19 protein-coding genes are annotated in these 18,382 nt (G+C 66.9%); 16 read left to right on the forward strand and 3 right to left on the reverse strand.

Features of this window, described 5'->3' with window-relative positions; genetic code table 11:
- Positions 1-108: 108 nt before the first annotated feature.
- A complete protein-coding gene (locus ACV22V_RS27610; RefSeq protein ID WP_448016082.1) occupies positions 109-3,234 on the reverse strand; it encodes an Rne/Rng family ribonuclease in 3,126 nt (1,041 codons plus the stop codon).
- A gap of 723 nt (positions 3,235-3,957) precedes the next feature.
- Between ACV22V_RS27610 and rluC the strand changes: the two genes are divergently transcribed.
- From rluC to ACV22V_RS27630, 4 genes are read left to right on the forward strand one after another with little or no spacing between them, the layout of a single operon-like run.
- Positions 3,958-4,962, forward strand: coding sequence for a 23S rRNA pseudouridine(955/2504/2580) synthase RluC (gene rluC, locus ACV22V_RS27615; protein ID WP_059702505.1), 1,005 nt, complete (start codon positions 3,958-3,960; stop codon positions 4,960-4,962).
- A 5-nt stretch (positions 4,963-4,967) separates the two neighbouring features.
- Complete coding sequence (locus tag ACV22V_RS27620; RefSeq protein WP_059523745.1) at positions 4,968-5,627, forward strand: HAD-IA family hydrolase; 660 nt, start codon at positions 4,968-4,970, stop codon at positions 5,625-5,627.
- Entirely contained in the window at positions 5,624-6,034 is a 411-nt protein-coding gene (locus tag ACV22V_RS27625; RefSeq protein WP_059523743.1) for a Rieske (2Fe-2S) protein, read from the forward strand. The genes ACV22V_RS27620 and ACV22V_RS27625 overlap by 4 nt, the downstream gene beginning before the upstream one ends.
- A 12-nt stretch (positions 6,035-6,046) precedes the next feature.
- Entirely contained in the window at positions 6,047-7,039 is a 993-nt protein-coding gene (locus ACV22V_RS27630) for a S49 family peptidase (RefSeq protein WP_448016083.1), read from the forward strand.
- 72 nt (positions 7,040-7,111) lie between these two features.
- On the opposite strand, the gene ACV22V_RS27635 is transcribed toward ACV22V_RS27630, so the two are convergent.
- Together ACV22V_RS27635 and ACV22V_RS27640 are read right to left on the reverse strand one after the other, a co-directional pair.
- A complete protein-coding gene (locus ACV22V_RS27635; protein WP_059523739.1) occupies positions 7,112-7,834 on the reverse strand; it encodes an SAM-dependent methyltransferase in 723 nt (240 codons plus the stop codon).
- Positions 7,831-8,460, reverse strand: a complete 630-nt coding sequence (locus tag ACV22V_RS27640; protein ID WP_448016084.1) for a Maf-like protein — start codon at positions 8,458-8,460, stop codon at positions 7,831-7,833. The genes ACV22V_RS27635 and ACV22V_RS27640 overlap by 4 nt, the downstream gene beginning before the upstream one ends.
- Positions 8,461-8,715: 255 nt before the next feature.
- Between ACV22V_RS27640 and ACV22V_RS27645 the strand changes: the two genes are divergently transcribed.
- The 12 genes from ACV22V_RS27645 (at position 8,716) to ACV22V_RS27700 (ending at position 18,369) form a co-directional block, all read left to right on the forward strand.
- Positions 8,716-9,351, forward strand: a complete 636-nt coding sequence (locus ACV22V_RS27645; protein ID WP_448016099.1) for a DUF177 domain-containing protein — start codon at positions 8,716-8,718, stop codon at positions 9,349-9,351.
- Between the two features lie 98 nt (positions 9,352-9,449).
- Positions 9,450-9,629 carry a 50S ribosomal protein L32 gene (gene rpmF, locus ACV22V_RS27650; protein WP_006051932.1) on the forward strand — a complete coding sequence of 60 codons (180 nt, stop codon included), beginning with the start codon at positions 9,450-9,452 and terminating at the stop codon, positions 9,627-9,629.
- Between the two features lie 129 nt (positions 9,630-9,758).
- Positions 9,759-10,865, forward strand: a complete 1,107-nt coding sequence (gene plsX, locus ACV22V_RS27655; RefSeq protein WP_057928056.1) for a phosphate acyltransferase PlsX — start codon at positions 9,759-9,761, stop codon at positions 10,863-10,865.
- Positions 10,866-11,855: a beta-ketoacyl-ACP synthase III gene (locus ACV22V_RS27660; RefSeq protein WP_059816060.1), complete on the forward strand. Its 990-nt coding sequence runs from the start codon at positions 10,866-10,868 to the stop codon at positions 11,853-11,855.
- An 85-nt stretch (positions 11,856-11,940) separates the two neighbouring features.
- The gene (gene fabD, locus ACV22V_RS27665; protein ID WP_448016085.1) at positions 11,941-12,873 is read left to right on the forward strand and encodes an ACP S-malonyltransferase; all 933 of its coding nucleotides are present in this window, start codon (positions 11,941-11,943) and stop codon (positions 12,871-12,873) included.
- A 36-nt stretch (positions 12,874-12,909) separates the two neighbouring features.
- Positions 12,910-13,659, forward strand: a complete 750-nt coding sequence (fabG, locus tag ACV22V_RS27670; RefSeq protein WP_059523729.1) for a 3-oxoacyl-ACP reductase FabG — start codon at positions 12,910-12,912, stop codon at positions 13,657-13,659.
- Positions 13,660-13,803: 144 nt separating this feature from the next.
- On the forward strand, positions 13,804-14,043 hold the full coding sequence (gene acpP, locus ACV22V_RS27675; protein WP_004197638.1) for an acyl carrier protein: 240 nt from the start codon (positions 13,804-13,806) through the stop codon (positions 14,041-14,043).
- Positions 14,044-14,205: 162 nt separating this feature from the next.
- Positions 14,206-15,438, forward strand: a complete 1,233-nt coding sequence (gene fabF, locus ACV22V_RS27680; RefSeq protein ID WP_059691082.1) for a beta-ketoacyl-ACP synthase II — start codon at positions 14,206-14,208, stop codon at positions 15,436-15,438.
- Positions 15,439-15,449: 11 nt separating this feature from the next.
- Positions 15,450-15,914, forward strand: coding sequence for a protein YgfX (locus tag ACV22V_RS27685; RefSeq protein WP_059691083.1), 465 nt, complete (start codon positions 15,450-15,452; stop codon positions 15,912-15,914).
- Between the two features lie 91 nt (positions 15,915-16,005).
- On the forward strand, positions 16,006-16,605 hold the full coding sequence (rpoE, locus tag ACV22V_RS27690; protein ID WP_006752490.1) for an RNA polymerase sigma factor RpoE: 600 nt from the start codon (positions 16,006-16,008) through the stop codon (positions 16,603-16,605).
- 88 nt (positions 16,606-16,693) lie between these two features.
- Positions 16,694-17,311, forward strand: a complete 618-nt coding sequence (locus tag ACV22V_RS27695; RefSeq protein WP_059702487.1) for a sigma-E factor negative regulatory protein — start codon at positions 16,694-16,696, stop codon at positions 17,309-17,311.
- A gap of 5 nt (positions 17,312-17,316) precedes the next feature.
- Positions 17,317-18,369 (forward strand): MucB/RseB C-terminal domain-containing protein, encoded by a 1,053-nt coding sequence (locus ACV22V_RS27700; protein WP_448016086.1) that lies wholly within the window; start codon positions 17,317-17,319, stop codon positions 18,367-18,369.
- The last annotated feature ends 13 nt before the right edge of the window (positions 18,370-18,382 follow it).

Genomic DNA, 18,382 nt, shown 5'->3' on the forward strand with positions numbered 1-18,382 from the left:
TTCTATTCTAGCCGCAAGCGGCTGGCCGGGCCGGTGGGCGGAAACCCGCAGCGCGGAAATGGAAAAGCCCGCCGGAGGCGGGCTTTTCCTGGTCGGGCGATGCGTCGCTTAATGTTGCGACGTTTCGACCTGCTGCATCGGGGTCGTGTCGACCGGCGGCAGCGCCTTGCGCTCGCGCGGAACGCGGACTGCGCGCGGCAGGCGCGACGCGGCTTCCTGAGCAGCGCGGAACTTGTCGGCGTCGGTGTTCACCCACACGAGACCGGCTTGTTCCAGCACGACATCGAGGCTCGCCGACGCTGGTACAGCGGCCGTTTGCACGGGCGCCGGAGCCGGCGCGGCAACGGCCTCGACCGGCGCAGTTTCGACGCGAGCCGGTTCGACGGCGGCCGGAGCCGCTTCGGCTGCGACGACCGGTGCCGGTGCAGCCTGCTCGACGGGCGCGGACTGCGGCGCTTCGACGGCAGCCGGCGCGGCCGGCACTTCGAACGCATCGGTCGGCGAAACCGCGACCGGAGCCGGGGCGGCTTCCGGAGCAGCGGCCGGCGTGACCGGTGCCGCTTCGGCTGCCGGTGCGACGACGGCCGGCTCGAGCGGCTCGAGCGGCGCGACCGGCGTCGCTTCGACGCGAACCGGTGCCGGTTGCGGCTCGGCTGCGACCGGTGCCGCCGCTTCGGCAACGACTGCGCCTGCTGCGGCGACTGCTGCCACCGCGACCGGTGCGGCCGTATGAGCCGGCTCGACCGCGCTCGGGGTTTCCGTCGTCACGGCCTGCACGGCGGCTTCGCCGTCCGCGCCTTGCTCGGCGTGGTCGACGACTGCGCCTTCGTCCTCGCGCTCGCGACGACCGCCACGGCGACCGCGGCGGCGGCGGCGACGTTCCTCGCCGTCACGTGCGCCGGCTTCCGCGTCGGCTGCGACATCGGCGCCCGGCAGGGCGACGGCTGCAGTCTGGTCGGCTGCCGCTTCCGGATGGTTTTCGCCACGGGTGACGGTTTCGAGCGTCGCCGCGTGTTGCGTCGGCTTGCGGCGCTCCCCGCGCTCGCGACGTTCGCCGCGTTCCTGGCGCTCGCCGCGGCCGGCTGCCTCGACGGCTTCCGGCTGCTCGGTGCGCTCGCGCGGTTCGCGGTTCTCGCGCGGTTCACGCGGTTCACGGCTCTCACGCGGCTCGCGCGGTTCGCGGCCTTCGCGCGGGCCACGGCCCTCGCGGCTTTCGCGACCCTCACGGCTTTCGCGCGGCTCACGGCCTTCACGCGGTTCGCGACCTTCGCGCGGTTCACGCGGCTCGCGCCCTTCCTTGCCTTCGCGTTCCAGGCGTTGCGACTGGCCACGGCCTGCCGCTGCCTGATCGCGACCGCCCTGAGCCTGCTGGGCGCCGCCGCGACGGTTGCGGTTGCGATCGCCGCCGCGCTGCTCGGTCTTCTCGGTCCGCTCGCGGGCCGGACGGGCTGCCTGCTCCTTGGCCGGTGCCGGTGCGACCGGCGCGGGCGCCGGAGCCGGCGACATGCCGAACAGACCCTTCAGCCAGCCGATGAAGCCGCCGCTCGCCGCGGCGACCGGTGCGGGCGCCGCAACCGGTTCGACCGGGCGCTGCGGCGCCGGACTCGGTGCCGGACGCTCGGGCGTGATGCCCTTGACCGCGGCTTCCTGCTTCGGCTTCACGTCGGCCGCACGCTTGCTGTAGCCGGTTTCCGACTCCAGTTCGCGGGCGGCTTCTTCCGCCATCTTCCAGGACGCGCGCGGATCGTCGAGGCGCGCATCGTCATGGCGCAGGCGCTCGAGCTTGTAGTGCGGCGTATCGAGGTGCTTGTTCGGGATCAGCACGATGCCGACCTTGAAGCGCGACTCGATCTTGTTGATTTCCTGACGCTTTTCGTTGAGCAGGAAGGCGGTCACCTCGACCGGCACCTGGCAGTGGATCGCCGCGGTGTTTTCCTTCATCGCTTCTTCCTGAATGATCCGCAGGACCTGCAGCGCGGACGATTCGGTATCGCGGATGTGGCCGGTGCCGTTACAGCGCGGGCACGTCACGTGGCTGCCTTCCGACAGGGCCGGACGCAGGCGCTGGCGCGACAGTTCCATCAGGCCGAAGCGGGAGATCTTGCCCATCTGCACGCGCGCACGGTCGTGCTTGAGCGCGTCCTTCAGGCGTTGCTCGACTTCGCGCTGGCTCTTCGCCGACTCCATGTCGATGAAGTCGATCACGATCAGGCCGCCGAGGTCGCGCAGGCGCAGCTGGCGGGCCACTTCGTCCGCCGCTTCGAGGTTCGTGCGGGTCGCCGTTTCCTCGATGTCCGCGCCTTTGGTCGCACGCGCCGAGTTCACGTCGATCGCGACGAGCGCTTCGGTGTGGTCGATCACGATCGCGCCGCCCGACGGCAGCGGCACCGTGCGCGAATACGCGGTCTCGATCTGGTGCTCGATCTGGAAGCGCGAGAAGAGCGGCACGTCGTCGTGGTAACGCTTCACCTTCGACACGTTGTCCGGCATCACGATGTCCATGAATGCACGGGCCTGATCGTAGATCTCGGTCGTGTCGATCAGGATTTCGCCGATATCGGGCTGGAAATAGTCCCGGATCGCGCGGATCACGAGGCTCGATTCCAGATAGATCAGCATCGGCTGGCCGGAATTGCCGCTTTGCGATGCTGCTTCGATCGCGCGCCACAGCTGCAGCAGGTAGTTCAGGTCCCACTGCAGTTCCTCGGCGCTGCGGCCGATGCCCGCGGTGCGGGCGATCATGCTCATGCCGTCGGGAATCTGAAGCTGCGCCATGGTTTCGCGCAGTTCCTGCCGCTCGTCGCCTTCGATCCGGCGCGATACGCCGCCGCCGCGCGGGTTGTTCGGCATCAGCACGAGGTAGCGGCCGGCGAGCGAGATGAAGGTCGTGAGGGCGGCGCCCTTGTTGCCGCGCTCTTCCTTCTCGACCTGAACGATCAGCTCCTGGCCTTCGCGCAGGGCATCCTGGATGCGCGCGGAGCGCATGTCGATGCCTTCCTTGAAGTACTGGCGGGCGACTTCCTTGAACGGCAGGAAGCCGTGGCGGTCTTCGCCGTAGTTGACGAAGCACGCTTCGAGCGACGGCTCGATGCGGGTCACGACACCTTTGTAGATATTGCCCTTGCGCTGTTCGCGCCCGGCTGTCTCGATGTCGATGTCGATGAGCTTCTGCCCATCGACGATGGCGACGCGCAGCTCCTCCTGCTGCGTCGCATTGAACAGCATGCGTTTCATGAACGACTCCAGGCGGCTCTGCTGCCGGCGCCTCGCGGTTGTCAGTCGCGAGGGCGGGAACGACGGCAGGCCGCGCCTTGTTGTGTTGTCACGGGCACGCTGGAGCGGGAAGGATGGCGGGGAGAATTGCCTGAAGAGGCGCTTGGGCCCGAAAGACGGGGCCGGCGGCCAAAGGGCACCTGCGAACACGGCTTCAAAGCACGGCGTCCACACACCGCACGCTGCGAAAGCGCGCTAAGCCTGAGACCGGGGCACTGCCACGGGGCGCGCGCAATGCGTCGCGCGCGCCGACGGGCGGCAGATGCTGCGGCTTGGGCCGCAGCGGGGAGTATCGAATCCAGCCCGACTTTCCCGCCTGGGGTGTACTTCCCTGGTTTGACGTCGCCAAGCCCCGCACGCTTCGCGGGGCCAAATCGGGCGCAACGCCGTATTTTCGCAACCGGCAGCCTGCGGACGTACTTCACGCCGTCGGGCTGCCGATCAAATTCTTTTCAACCAACTTTCCGTTACCGCGGCGCCTTGCCGACCGAATCCGCCTGTGGGCGCGATCCTTGCCGACGGGCGGCGCCGTGCGTGCAACTTGCTGCATCTCTTTGATCAGGGGCGAGCAGCAGACCCCCGGCGCAAGTAAAATAGCGGTTTGCGCTTGCGCCTTGCCCGATTCCGTCGGGGCCGGCCTGTCAGGCCACCCTCAACGTCCGGCTGGGCAAAATTATATTCAGTATGAATGAGTTAGGCAAAATATCCCAGAATTCAGTCGCAAGCGGCCAGGTATCGATGATCCAGATCGACGAAAACTCGGCCGGTCAGCGGATCGACAACTTCCTGTTGCGCGTCTGTAAAGGCGTGCCCAAAAGCCATATTTACCGGATCCTGCGCAGCGGCGAAGTGCGCGTGAACAAGGGTCGGGTCGACGCCCAGTATCGCCTCGCGTTCGGCGACATCGTCCGCGTGCCGCCCGTGCGGGTGGCGGCGGCCGACCTCGCGCGCGCCGACACGCCGATCGTGCCGCCCGCGCAGTTCGAGGTGCTGTACGAAGACGATGCGATGCTCGTCATCAACAAGCCGGCCGGCGTCGCCGTGCACGGCGGCAGCGGCGTCGCGTTCGGCGTGATCGAGCAGATGCGCCAGGCGCGTCCGCGCGCGAAGTTCCTCGAACTCGTGCATCGGCTCGACCGCGAGACCTCCGGGATCCTGATGCTCGCGAAGAAGCGCTCGGCGCTCGTCGGCCTGCACGAGCAGATCCGCGAGAACCGGATGGACAAGCGTTATTTTGCGTGCGGACACGGAGAGTGGCAGTCCGACTGGGGCCGCCGCCGTGCGGTGAAGGCGCCGCTGTTCAAGTATTCGACCCCGGAAGGTGAGCGGCGCGTGCGCGTACAGGACGACGGCCTGCCGTCGCACACGGTGTTCAACCTGATCGAGCGCTGGCCGGACTACGCGCTGGTCGAGGCGGAACTCAAAACGGGTCGGACCCATCAGATCCGTGTGCATCTCGCGCATCTCGGCCTGCCGATCGCCGGCGACGCCAAGTATGGCGACTTCGCACTGAACAAGGCGCTGGCGCGCGCGAACGCGCAGCCGTCGCTCAAACGGATGTTCCTGCATGCGCACCGGCTGAAGCTCGCGCATCCGCTGACCGGCGAGGCGCTGCAGTTCGACGCGCCGCTGCCGGACGAATGCCGGCGCTTCCTCGATCAACTCCGCGCTCTGCGCGATACCGCCTGACTCGCATGGCCCGACAGCAATTTGACCTGATCGTCTTCGACTGGGACGGCACGCTGATGGATTCGACTGCGCACATCGCGCACAGCATCCAGGCCGCGTGCCGCGATCTCGGCCTGCCCACGCCGTCGGACGAGGCGTCCCGCTATGTGATCGGCCTCGGCCTGCGCGATGCGCTCCAGATTACTGCGCCGACCCTCGATCCGTCCGACTATCCGCGGCTGGCCGAACGTTATCGCCATCACTACCTGCTGGACGATCAGCGCATCGAGCTGTTCGCCGGCGTGCGCGAACTGCTCGCGGAATTGCGCGATACGGGTTACCTGCTCGCGGTCGCGACCGGCAAGGGCCGTGTCGGGCTGAACCGCGTGCTCGACCAGTCGAAGCTGACGAGCCTGTTCGATGCGACGCGCTGCGCGGACGAAACGTTCTCGAAGCCGCACCCGGCGATGCTGCACGAACTGTCGCGCGAATTGGGGCAGGATCTCGCGCGTACCGTGATGATCGGCGACACCACGCACGACCTGCAGATGGCCGCCAGTGCCGGGGCCGCCGGCATCGGCGTCGCGTACGGCGCGCACACGGCCGATGCGCTGGCCGCATTGACGCCGCGCTTCGTCGCGCCGGACGTCGGCGCGCTGGCGGCGTGGCTGCGGGAGCACGCATGAGCACGACGCCGGACGCCGTGCGCGTGTGCGCATCGGACGCGCTGGCCGACGGCGGCGCCGGCGTGCGCGTCGACGCGTCGCTGCGCGGCGAGCAGGCGGTCGTGTTCTTCGTGCGTTACGAAGGTCGCGCGTACGGCTACCTGAACCGCTGCGCGCACGTGCCGATGGAACTCGACTGGGCCGAAGGGCAGTTCTTCGAGTCGTCGGGCCTGTACCTGATGTGCGCGACGCACGGCGCGATCTACGCGCCGGATACCGGCAAGTGTGTCGGCGGCCCGTGCCGCGGCGGTCGTCTGCGGCCGGTCGAAGTCGACGAGCGCGACACGCCGGACGGGCGTGCGGTATTCTGGGTGCCGGATGCCGACCTGGGGCCCGCCGCTCCGCCTCCTTCCGCCACGACCGACTGAAGACCTTACTGCATGGCCGACCAACCGAACATCCCTGATTCCTCGTCCCGTCCCGACAGCCGCGAACCGAACTGGGAGCGTGCGGCGCTCGAGCGGATCGCGCTCGCGGCCGTCAAGGAACAGCGCGCGGCGCGGCGCTGGAAGATCTTCTTCCGCTTCGCGTTCCTCGGCGTATTCGTGCTGTTCGCGTTCGCGCTGATCGATTTCTCGAGCGACTCGAAGTTCTCGTCGAGCGGGCGCCACACGGCGCTCGTGACGATCGACGGCGAGATCGCGGCGGGCACCAACGCGAACGCCGACGACATCAATACGGCGCTGGATGCCGCTTTCGACGACAGCGGCACGGCCGGCGTCGTGCTGCGGATCAACAGCCCGGGCGGCAGCCCGGTGCAGGCAGGGATGGTCTACGACGAGATCCGCCGGCTCCGCACGAAGTATCCGGACAAGCCGCTGTACGTCGTCGTGACCGACATGTGCGCATCGGGCGGCTATTACATTGCGTCCGCCGCCGACAAGATCTTCGTCGACAAGGCGAGTATCGTCGGCTCGATCGGCGTGCTGATGGACGGGTTCGGCTTCACGGGCCTGATGGGCAAGCTGGGCGTCGATCGCCGCCTGCACACGTCGGGCGAAAACAAGGGCTTCTACGACCCGTTCTCGCCCGAGACGCCGAAGATGGATGCCCATGCGCAGGCGCTGCTCGACCAGGTCCATGCGCAGTTCATCAAGGCCGTGAAGGATGGCCGCGGCAAGCGGCTGCACGAAACGCCCGACATGTTCTCGGGTCTGTTCTGGACCGGCGAGAAGAGCGTCGAACTCGGGCTCGCCGACGGCTACGGCACGACCGACACGGTCGCGCGCGACGTGCTGAAGGCGCCGGATCTCGTCGACTACACGGTGAAGGAAAGCCTGACGAATCGCGTTGCGCGCAAGTTCGGGGCGGCGGTCGGCGGTGCCGCGATGAAGGCGCTGACCGCCGGCAGCGCGTCGTTCAGCTTGCGCTGAGCGGCAGCCGGCCGGCGCCGCGGCGAGCGGGGCGGGGCGCCCCGTGCCGCGAGGCTGTTGCCGGCGCCGATCTCAGTTCGCGAGCAGCAGGAAGATGGCGGGGCGCTTGTGCAGATTCGGCGCAGGCGCCTTTTTCCAGTCGGCCACCGTACGGCTGGCGATCGTCTCGGTCTCGAGGGTCAGATCGGCCGCGACGCAGATCTGCGTCGACGGCGCGCAGGTCGCGACGAGCGTGTCGAGCATCGCGTGGTTCCGGTACGGCGTCTCGATGAAGATCTGCGTCTGGCGCGCCTTGCGCGACAACTGCTCGAGTTCGCGCAGGCGTTTCGCGCGCGCGGCTGCATCGACCGGCAGATAGCCGTTGAACGCGAAACTCTGGCCGTTCAGGCCGGATGCCATCAGCGCGAGCAGGATCGAACTCGGCCCGACGAGCGGCACGACCTTCACGCCGCGCTCGTGCGCCCGGCGGACCAGCAGCGCGCCAGGATCGGCAACGGCGGGGCAGCCGGCCTCGGATACGAGCCCGGCGTCCGCGCCCGCCAGTACCGGTGCGAGCAGCCGGTCGATCTCGCCGGCCGGCGTATTGACGTTCAGTTCCCGGATCTCGATTTCCTGGATCGGCCGCGTCGTGCCGATCTTCTTCAGGAACGCGCGGGTCGTTTTCGCGTTTTCGCCGATGTAATAGCCGAGCGTGCCGGCGCGCGCCTGCACGGCCGCGGGCAGCACGGCGGCGAGCATCGATGCGTCGCCTTCGCCGAGGGTGTTCGGGACGAGATAGAGCGTGCCGGCCGTCATGCGCGGTCTCCCTGGATGGCAAAGAGCGGATAGCCCGCGGCGCGCAGCATCCGCGTGAGCGCGATCAGCGGCAGGCCGACGAGCGCCGTCGGGTCGTTGGAGTCGATGGCATCCAGCAGCGCGATGCCGAGGCCTTCGGATTTCGCGCTGCCGGCGACGTCGTACGGCGTTTCCGCACGCAAGTATGCGTCGAGTTCGGCTTCGGGAAGCGAGCGGAAGCGCACGTGCGTGACGACGTCCTCGCTCCAGGTTTCACCCGTGCGGCTGTCGTACAGGCTGAGCGCACTGTGGAATTCGACGTCGCGGCCCTGCATCGACAGGAGCTGCGCGAGCGCGCGCTCGTGCGTGCCGGGCTTGCCGATCTGGTGGCCGTCGAACGTCGCGACCTGGTCCGACCCGATCACGAGCACGCCGTCCGGCGCGTCGATCGTCGCGGCGACCGCGCGCGCCTTCGCGCCCGCGAGGCGCAGCGCGGTCGCGGCCGGCGTTTCGCCTGCGAGCGGGGTTTCGTCGAGGTCGGGCGACATCACGTCGAACGGCACGCCGAGGCGCTCGAGGAGCGCGCGGCGGTAGCGGGAACTGGAGGCGAGAATCAGCCGCGGCGGGCGGCAAACGGTATCCGGCATGGTCGATTGGGGCGATGAGTCGTCAGGTGTGGCGCGGTGTTGCGAGGGCGCAAGCATAAGTGATTGACCGCAAAAGGTAAAACAGGTATGCTTTCCTGCTTTTCGTCGGCAGGCTTTCGCAGTGGTGGCGCCTGCCGGGTCTTCGGAAGTAAAGTACGTAATCGTACGCGGCGTAGATCGCGCACGTGCGCGGCGCCGAATGTGCGGCGCCAGCAAGCCGGATCCCGCAAGTCAGCCTGTAGGCAGGAGCGCAACATGAACACTTCTTCTGGCAAACCTGCGGCGTCGCTTGATCCGCACGCGGTCGACCTGTTCGAATTCGCCCGCAGCGGGCGGCAGGCAGCGGGTGCCGTGCGCCTGTCGCAGCTGCCGCGCATGCTGAACGAAGTGCCGGTGGACGCGCCCGATCGCGACACGGTCTTCACGTGGCAGGCCGAAGGGTTCACCCAGAAGGAGTTGCAGGACGACGGCGCCGATGGGCAGCAGCCGTATCTGCGCCTCGCGGTGCACGGCCATGCGTGGCTCACGTGCCAGCGCTGCATGACCCCGTACGACCAGACGTTCGACGTTGACATGACGTACCGGGTCGTTGCGACCGAAGAAGAAGCTGAAGAATTTCCGCTCGACGACGATGAAGCCGATGTGATCGTGGGCTCACGCCAGTTCGATCTCGTCGACTTGATCGAAGAGGAGTTGCTGCTTTCGTTGCCGCTCGTGCCCAAGCACGAGGTTTGCCCGGCAGTTCACGAAAGCCTCGTGTCGGGTGCGAGCGGTCCTTCGGAAGACGCGGACGACGAGTCCGCAGAAGACGAGGACGAAGGCAAACGGCCGAATCCGTTCGCGGCGCTGGAAGCGCTGAAGAAGGACGGGGACGGCGGCAAGAAACACTAAGCAGTTGTGGCGCGGGAAGGCGTAAGGGCTTTGGGCCAGGGTAGTTAAGCGCCGGATCGGGCTGTGTTAGAATCCGGAAAATTATTTAGGAGTTAGTCATGGCAGTCCAGCAAAACAAGAAGTCGCCGTCGAAGCGCGGCATGCATCGTTCGCACGATTTCCTGACGGCAGCGCCGCTGGCAGTCGAGCCGAGCACGGGTGAAGTGCACCTGCGTCACCACGTCAGCCCGAACGGCTACTATCGCGGCAAGAAAGTCGTCAAGACGAAGAACGACTAAGCGTCAAGTCACGCGTTGCGCGCTACGATCGCCGTTCGCGTGACAACTGGTTCGCTTGACACTTTCCTGGCTCAACAAAAAGGCGGCATTCAACTGCCGCTTTTTTGTGCCTGAAATTCGTCGCATTCCATGACCGTAAAGCTCACAATCGATTGCATGGGAGGCGACCACGGCCCGTCCGTGACCGTTCCCGCGGCAGTCAAGTTCGTCCGCGCGCATCCCGATGCGCACCTGATGCTCGTCGGCATCGAAAGCGCGATCCGCGCTCAGCTGAAAAAGCTGAAAGCCCTCGACGATCCCGCGCTGACCATCGTGCCCGCCACCGAAGTCGTGGCGATGGACGACCCTGTCGAAGTGGCGCTGCGCAAGAAGAAGGATTCTTCGATGCGTGTCGCGCTCAACCACGTCAAGGAAGGCGCGGCCCAGGCCTGTATCTCCGCCGGCAACACCGGCGCGCTGATGGCCGTTTCCCGTTATGTGCTCAAGACGCTGCCCGGCATCGAGCGGCCTGCGATCGCGTTCGCGCTGCCGAATCCGACCGGCTACACGATGATGCTGGACCTCGGCGCGAACGTCGACTGCGAGCCGCAGCATCTGCTGCAGTTCGCGGAGATGGGGCACGCGCTCGTCGCCGCGCTCGAAGGCAAGGAGCGTCCGACGATCGGCCTGCTGAACATCGGCGAAGAGGTCATCAAGGGCAACGAGACGATCAAGCGCGCAGGTGAACTGCTGCGCGCCAGCACGCTGAATTTCCGCGGCAACGTCGAAGGCAACGACATCTACAAGGGCACGGTCGACGTGATCGTCTGCGACGGCTTCGTCGGCAACGTCGCGCTCAAGACGTCCGAAGGGCTCGCGCAGATGCTGTCCGACATCATCCGCGAGGAGTTCGGCCGTTCGCTGATGTCGAAGCTGATGGCGCTGCTTGCGCTGCCGGTGCTGATGCGTTTCAAGAAGCGCGTCGATCACCGCCAGTACAACGGTGCGGCGCTGCTGGGGCTGAAAAGCCTCGTGATCAAAAGCCACGGTTCGGCCGATGCCTACGCGTTTGAGTGGGCGATCAAACGCGGGTATGATGCCGTCAAAAACGGCGTGCTGGAGCGCCTCGCGCGCGCGATGGCGGACAATTCGGTGTCGCTCGGCGACGGCGAACACGACGCGGGCGGCGCGGGCCAGACGAGCCCGGCCGCAGGCCATCACGCCGAACCTTCCGCTGCGCAATCCTCTAAAGCATAAATGGCCCAATCGACTCTCTATTCCCGCGTGCTCGGCACGGGCAGCTACCTGCCGCCCGACCGCGTCACGAACCAGCAGCTCGCCGATCGACTCGCGAAGGAAGGCATCGAGACGAGCGATGAGTGGATCGTTGCGCGCACGGGCATCCATGCGCGTCACTTCGCCGCACCGAACGTCACGACGAGCGATCTCGCGCTCGAAGCGTCGCGTCGTGCGATCGAGGCGGCCGACATCGATCCGCAGTCGATCGACCTGATCATCGTCGCGACTTCGACCCCCGATTTCGTGTTCCCCAGCACGGCGTGCCTGCTGCAGAACAAGCTCGGCATCAAGAACGGCGGCGCGGCATTCGACGTGCAGGCCGTGTGCTCGGGCTTCGCGTATGCGATGGCGACGGCCGACAGCTTCATCCGCAGCGGCCAGCACCGCACGGCGCTCATCGTCGGCGCGGAGACGTTCTCGCGCATTCTCGATTTCAAGGACCGCACGACCTGCGTGCTGTTCGGCGACGGCGCGGGCGCGGTGATCCTGTCCGCATCGGAAGAGCCGGGCGTGCTCGGCAGCGCGCTGCACGCGGACGGCAGCTATTCGAACATCCTCTGCACGCCGGGCAACGTCAATCGCGGCGTGATCGACGGCAGCGCGTTCCTGTACATGGACGGGCAGGCCGTGTTCAAGCTCGCGGTCAACGTGCTCGAAAAGGTCGCGATCGAGGCGCTTGCCAAGGCGAATCTCGCGCCCGAGCAGGTCGACTGGCTGATCCCGCATCAGGCGAACATCCGCATCATGACCAGCACCTGCCGCAAGCTCGGCCTGCCGCAGGAGCGCATGGTCGTGACGGTCGACCAGCACGGCAACACGTCGGCTGCGTCGATCCCGCTGGCACTCGACACCGCGGTGCGCGACGGCCGCATCCAGCGCGGTCAGCACGTGCTGATCGAAGGCGTCGGCGGTGGCTTCACGTGGGGCGCATCCGTCTTCCGCTACTGATCCGCGGCGCGCAATTGCTGCGCGCGGATCCCGAACCGGCGCGCCGTTCGCGCGCGCCGTCCGAATCGATTCAATTGGGGACGATATGAAATTTGCATTCGTTTTTCCGGGGCAGGGCTCGCAGTCGGTCGGCATGCTCAACGCATTCGCCGATCTGGCCGTCGTGCGCGAGACGGTCCAGGAAGCATCCGATGCACTCAATCAGGATATCGGCAAGCTGATCGCCGAAGGTCCGGCCGAAGAGCTGAATCTGACCACCAACACGCAGCCCGTGATGCTGACGGCCGCCTACGCGTGCTATCGCGCATGGCAGCAGGCCGGCGGCCCGGCACCGTCGATCGTCGCGGGCCACAGCCTCGGCGAGTACACGGCGCTCGTCGCCGCGGGTGCGATCGCGTTCAAGGACGCGGTGCCGCTCGTGCGCTTCCGCGCGCAGGCGATGCAGACGGCCGTGCCGGTCGGCGAGGGCGGCATGGCCGCGATCCTGGGTCTCGATGACGACACGGTGCGCGCGGTGTGCGCCGAAGCCGCGCAAGCGGGCGTCGTCGAAGCCGTGAACTTCAACGCGCCGGCGCAGGTCGTGATCGCGGGCGCGAAGGCGGCCGTCGAGAAGGCCTGCGAGATCGCGAAGGCGAAGGGCGCGAAGCGCGCGTTGCCGCTGCCGGTGTCGGCGCCGTTCCATTCGTCGCTGCTCAAGCCGGCGTCGGACCAGCTGCGCGACTATCTCGCGAACGTCGACGTGAAGGCGCCGCAGATTCCGGTCGTCAACAACATCGACGTCGCGGTGGTCAGCGATCCGGCCGCGATCAAGGACGCGCTGGTGCGCCAGGCCGCTGGTCCGGTGCGCTGGGTCGAATGCGTGCAGCACATCGCGGGCACGGGCGTCACGCACGTGATCGAGTGTGGTCCGGGCAAGGTGCTGGCAGGGCTGACGAAGCGCATCGACGGCAACCTGGTCGGCGCATCGGTGTTCGATCCGGCTTCGCTCGACGAAGCACTGAAGCTGGCGACCGCCTGACGCGGCGCCTTTCCTCAAGAGACGGATATTCGATTCATGGAAAAGACTCTCGATAAACAGGTCGCGATCGTGACCGGCGCATCGCGCGGCATCGGCCGGGCGATCGCGCTCGAACTCGCGCGCCAGGGCGCGACGGTGATCGGCACGGCGACGAGCGAATCGGGCGCCGCCGCGATTACCGCAGGGTTCGCGGAAGCGGGCGTGACGGGCCGCGGCGCGGTGCTGAACGTCAACGACGCGGCGGCGGCCGAAGCGCTGATCGACGCGACCGTGAAGGAATTCGGCGCGCTCCACGTGCTCGTCAACAACGCCGGCATCACGCAGGACCAGCTCGCGATGCGGATGAAGGACGAGGACTGGGACGCGGTGATCGACACCAACCTGAAGTCGGTGTTCCGTCTGTCGCGTGCGGTGCTGCGTCCGATGATGAAGGCCCGCGGCGGCCGCATCATCAACATCACGTCGGTGGTCGGCTCGGCCGGCAACCCGGGCCAGGCCAACTACGCGGCCGCGAAGGCCGGCGTCGCGGGCATGACGCGTGCGCTCGCGCGCGAGATCGGCAGCCGTGGCATCACGGTGAACTGCGTCGCGCCGGGCTTCATCGACACCGACATGACGAAGACGCTGCCGGAAGAACAGCAGGCCGCGCTCAAGACCCAGATTCCGCTCGGCCGCCTCGGCAGCCCGGAAGACATCGCCCATGCCGTCGCGTTCCTCGCATCGCCGCAGGCCGGTTACATCACCGGCACGACGCTGCACGTGAACGGCGGCATGTACATGTCGTAACGATTTTCGTTTACCATCCGCGCCGTATCCCGTTTTTCAGGCGGATCGGCGCTTGATCGACCATCAAGCCAACGCGCGTTTTGGCGTCAGCAAACCTGATAAAATGCGCGCACTTGTAAATCTGAACTTTCCCTCGGAGGGGTAATGGATAACATCGAACAACGTGTCAAGAAGATCGTCGCTGAGCAACTGGGCGTCGCAGAAGCCGAGATCAAGAACGAAGCATCGTTCGTGAACGATCTGGGCGCGGACTCGCTCGACACGGTCGAGCTGGTGATGGCGCTCGAAGACGAGTTCGGCATGGAAATCCCGGACGAAGAAGCAGAGAAGATCACGACCGTTCAGCAAGCGATCGACTACGCTCGCGCAAACGTCAAGGCGTAAGCGCCTTTCGCGCTTATCTGCCACGTCGCCGCGATCTTCGCGTTTGACGCGCCATCCTGCCGGCAACCGCGCCGGACGGACTAACAGCCACAGGGCTCGCAGGGCTGGTTCCTGTGGCTACTGTGGCTTTTGTTTTTGTCATCCAATGGAAAAGAGGTTACCGTGAGCCGCCGTCGTGTTGTCGTTACAGGCCTGGGGCTGATTTCGCCCGTTGGCAATAATGTTGCCGACGGCTGGGCCAATCTCGTCGCCGGCAAGTCCGGCATCGCCACCGTCACGAAGTTCGATCCGTCGAACCTCGCCTGCCATTTCGCCGGCGAGGTGAAGGGTTTCAGCGCCGAGGAATACATTCCGGCGAAGGAAGCCCGCAACATGGATACGTTCATCCATTACGGCATCGCAGCCGGCGTCCAGGCAATCCGGGACAGCGGCCTCGAAGTGAACGAAGCCAATGCGGAACGCATCGGCGTGCTGGTCGGCTCCGGCATCGGCGGCCTGCCGATGATCGAAGACACGCACCAGACCTACGTCGATCGCGGCGCGCGCCGGATCTCGCCGTTCTTCGTGCCGGGTTCGATCATCAACATGATCTCGGGTCACCTGAGCATCATGTTCGGCCTGAAGGGCCCGAACCTCGCGGCCGTGACGGCCTGCACGACCGGTCTGCACAGCATCGGCCTCGCGGCGCGCCTGATCCAGGCCGGCGACGCCGACGTGATGGTCGCGGGCGGCGCCGAATCGACGGTGTCGCCGCTCGGCATCGGCGGCTTCGCGGCCGCGCGTGCGCTGTCGACCCGCAACGACGATCCGGCCACGGCGTCCCGTCCGTGGGACAAGGATCGCGACGGTTTCGTGCTGGGCGAGGGCGCGGGCGTGATGGTGCTCGAGGAGTACGAGGCGGCGAAGGCGCGCGGCGCGAAGATCTATGCGGAAGTCTCGGGCTTCGGCATGACGGGCGATGCGTACCACATGACCGCGCCGAACATGGACGGTCCGCGCCGCTGCATGGTTGCGGCGCTGCGCGACGCTGGCGTGAACGCGGACGAGGTCCAGTACCTGAACGCGCACGGCACATCGACGCAGCTCGGCGACAAGAACGAGTCCGACGCGGTGAAGGCGGCATTCGGCGAGCACGCGTACAAGCTCGTCGTGAACTCGACGAAGTCGATGACGGGCCACCTGCTGGGTGGCGCGGGCGGCCTCGAGTCGGTGTTCACGGTGCTGGCGCTGCACAACAACGTGTCGCCGCCGACCATCAACATCTTCAACCAGGACCCCGAGTGCGATCTCGATTACTGCGCGAACACCGCGCGTGACATGAAGATCGACGTTGCCGTGAAGAACAACTTCGGCTTCGGCGGTACCAACGGCACGCTGGTGTTCAAGCGCGTCTGACGCTGAATCGCTTGACGAGTCCATTCGATGCTCCTGCCGGGCGTCCGCAGCGCTTTGCGTTGCGGGCCTCGGCCGTGTCGTATGTCGTGCTGGCCGTGTTCGTCGCGGCGGCTGCCGTGTCCGCGTACCTGTTCTGGGCGCCGCGGGCCGGTGCCGCAGCCGGCGCGTGCGTGTCCGCGGCGACGGCAGCGCTGCTTGCCATGTGTGCCGCGCGGGCCTGTGCCCGTCGGCTGCCGGCCGAGTTGCGGATCGATGCATTCGGGGAGATTGCGGCGTTTGGCCGCACCGGGCGCTTGCTCGCCCGGGGCCGCGTGACCGGCCATGCGCACTGGAGCAGCCTGCTGCTCGTGCTGTCGGTCGGGCAGGGCGCCCGGCGTGCCCGGCCGCTGCTGATCCCGGCCGATGCGCTCGACGCCGCGTCGTTCAGCGCGCTGTCCGTGCTGGCGCGTACCGCGGGCACGGCGGGGCGGGCATGACGGCGGCGCAGTTACCGACCGTAACCAGCGGCCGGCGCCGGAACGCTACAATAACGCTCCGCGTTGCATCCCTAGTTAACGGATTTGTCAGGTGAGTGAAAAAGAAATCGATCAGGCTCTGGTCGAGCGCGTACAGAAAGGCGACAAGGCGGCGTTCGAACTCCTGGTCTCCAAATACCACCGCAAGATCATTCGGCTGATCTCGCGCCTCGTGCGGGATCCCGCCGAGGTCGAGGATGTGGCCCAGGACGCGTTCATCAAGGCGTATCGTGCGCTGCCGCAATTTCGCGGCGAGTCGGCGTTCTACACGTGGTTGTACCGGATTGCCGTCAATACGGCGAAGAACTACCTTGCGACGCAGGGCCGCCGGGCACCGACCTCCACCGAGGCCGATGCCGAGGAAGCGGAAACTTTCTCCGACGCAGACCAACTAAGGGATATCAACACGCCTGAGTCGATGTTGATGAGCAAGCAGATTGCCGAGACGGTCAACGCTGCAATGGCCGTCCTGCCCGAAGAACTGCGTCAGGCGATCACGCTGCGCGAGATCGAGGGCCTGAGCTACGAAGAGATCGCGGAAATGATGGATTGTCCGATCGGGACGGTCCGGTCGCGGATCTTCCGGGCGCGCGAGGCAATCGCTGCGAAATTGCGTCCGCTGCTCGATACGCCCGAAGGCAAGCGCTGGTAAGCGCGACGGGCGCAACGACGCGGGTCGGGGTCTAGTTACGGATAGAGTCGTGAAGTCACGACGGGGTGTGTGCAAGATGGGGAGCATCATGGGGTCGGTCAATACGCAGTCGCAAGCGTGCTCGCGCGGCGAGCGCCTTTCCGCTCTGGTCGACGGTGAACTGTTCGACGGCCCGGATCACGGGCAGTTTCTGGCTGAGCTCGACCGCGCGGATCGCGCTGCGTGGGCCCATTACCACCTGATCGGCGATGCGCTGCGCTCGGACGAGCTCGCGCTGTCGCCCGCGCTGAGCGTCGCGTTCACCGCGCGCATGTCGGCCGCGCTGGAAAGCGAGCCGCACCTGCTCGCGCCGGCCGCCGCGCCGGTCACGCGCAAGCTGCTGTCGCTGCGCCGGCGTGTCGTGCCCGCGTTCGCGGTGGCCGCCGCGGCCGCCACGCTGACGTGGATCGTCGTCCCGCAGATGCAGACGGCCGGTGCGCCGGGCGCCGTCCAGGTCGCGTCGACAGGCGCACCGCAGAACGGCAACCTGCAGCGCGTGACGGTTGCGCAGGCATCGGCGCAGCCGGGCCTGCAGGACGTCAACATCATCCGCGACGCAAGTCTCGACCAATACCTTGAAGCGCATCAGCAATTCGCGCAGCAGCCCGTCGTCACGGGCTCGATGCCGCTGATCCGCGCTGCCGTGACCACCACGCCAGGCCAATAAACCCGATGCGGACATTGCAGTTGAATCACGCCATCTCCGGATGGAAGCGGCTGCCGGCCCTCCTGCTTTGCGCAGCCGCCCTGTTGTCCGTTCAATCCCTCCCAGCCAGCGCCCAGCAACCGGACGATCCCGTCGCGACCCGCAAGGGTGCGGCGGATTGGCTCGATCGCATCCAGCAGGCGGCGCAGCAGCAGAGCTACGAGGGTACGTTCGTCTACCAGCGCGGCGGGTATGTCCAGTCGTCGCGCATCGCGCACGTGGCGTCCCGCGACGGCGAGTTCGAGCGGATCGAGTCGCTCGACGGCAAGCCGCGCAAGGTTCTGCGGCACAACGACGAGTTGTACACGTTCGTCCCCGAGCGCAAGTTGTGCGTGGTCGAGCGCCGCCAGACGCGCGATTCGTTCCCTGCACTGCTCGGCGCGGGCGGCGAGCACGTGATGTCCGTTTATGACGCGAAGCTGCTCGGCAAGGACCGGGTGGCCGGGGTCGACGCGCAAGTGGTCGAACTCGTGCCGAAGGATGCGTACCGGTTCACGTACAAGCTGTGGGCCGACACCCGCACCGGGCTGCTGCTGCGTTCGCAGACGCTCGATGCGAGCGATCACGTGCTCGAGCAGGTCGCGTTTTCGCAAGTGCAGACGGGCGGCACGGTCGGCGACAAATCCGCGATCGCGGCCGGCATGCGCAACCTGAGCGGCTGGACGGTCGTTCGCCCGCCGGTCGCGACGGTCGACATGGAAGCGCAGGGCTGGCAGATCGCACCGACCATCGCCGGCTTCCGGAAGATTCGCGAGGTGCGCCGGCCGATGGCCGCGCGCGACGCCGGCGATCCGCCGATTCCGGTCGATCAGGCCGTCTTCACCGACGGCCTCGCGACGATCTCCGTCTTCATCGAGCCGGCCGAAAAGAACACGCGCAAGGAAGGGGCGGGCAGCACCGGCGCGACCCACGTGCTCGTGAGGCGTCGCGGCGACTACTGGATCACCGTGCTCGGCGAAGTGCCGCCGGCCACCTTGCAGCAGTTCGCGTCTGCCATAGAATACAAGGCTTCCAAGTAACGCTACGGCTTCC

It is taken from the genome of Burkholderia sp. AW33-5 (assembly GCF_053427615.1).

Bases quoted from the DNA above. Each gene is read 5' to 3' on its own strand.
- ACV22V_RS27610 (WP_448016082.1), bottom strand. From the start codon at position 3,234: ATGAAACGCATGCTGTTCAATGCGACGCAGCAGGAGGAGCTGCGCGTC.
- rluC (WP_059702505.1), top strand. From the start codon at position 3,958: ATGAATGAGTTAGGCAAAATATCCCAGAATTCAGTCGCAAGCGGCCAG.
- ACV22V_RS27620 (WP_059523745.1), top strand. From the start codon at position 4,968: ATGGCCCGACAGCAATTTGACCTGATCGTCTTCGACTGGGACGGCACG.
- ACV22V_RS27625 (WP_059523743.1), top strand. From the start codon at position 5,624: ATGAGCACGACGCCGGACGCCGTGCGCGTGTGCGCATCGGACGCGCTG.
- ACV22V_RS27630 (WP_448016083.1), top strand. From the start codon at position 6,047: ATGGCCGACCAACCGAACATCCCTGATTCCTCGTCCCGTCCCGACAGC.
- ACV22V_RS27635 (WP_059523739.1), bottom strand. From the start codon at position 7,834: ATGACGGCCGGCACGCTCTATCTCGTCCCGAACACCCTCGGCGAAGGC.
- ACV22V_RS27640 (WP_448016084.1), bottom strand. From the start codon at position 8,460: ATGCCGGATACCGTTTGCCGCCCGCCGCGGCTGATTCTCGCCTCCAGT.
- ACV22V_RS27645 (WP_448016099.1), top strand. From the start codon at position 8,716: ATGAACACTTCTTCTGGCAAACCTGCGGCGTCGCTTGATCCGCACGCG.
- rpmF (WP_006051932.1), top strand. From the start codon at position 9,450: ATGGCAGTCCAGCAAAACAAGAAGTCGCCGTCGAAGCGCGGCATGCAT.
- plsX (WP_057928056.1), top strand. From the start codon at position 9,759: ATGACCGTAAAGCTCACAATCGATTGCATGGGAGGCGACCACGGCCCG.
- ACV22V_RS27660 (WP_059816060.1), top strand. From the start codon at position 10,866: ATGGCCCAATCGACTCTCTATTCCCGCGTGCTCGGCACGGGCAGCTAC.
- fabD (WP_448016085.1), top strand. From the start codon at position 11,941: ATGAAATTTGCATTCGTTTTTCCGGGGCAGGGCTCGCAGTCGGTCGGC.
- fabG (WP_059523729.1), top strand. From the start codon at position 12,910: ATGGAAAAGACTCTCGATAAACAGGTCGCGATCGTGACCGGCGCATCG.
- acpP (WP_004197638.1), top strand. From the start codon at position 13,804: ATGGATAACATCGAACAACGTGTCAAGAAGATCGTCGCTGAGCAACTG.
- ACV22V_RS27695 (WP_059702487.1), top strand. From the start codon at position 16,694: ATGGGGTCGGTCAATACGCAGTCGCAAGCGTGCTCGCGCGGCGAGCGC.
- ACV22V_RS27700 (WP_448016086.1), top strand. From the start codon at position 17,317: ATGCGGACATTGCAGTTGAATCACGCCATCTCCGGATGGAAGCGGCTG.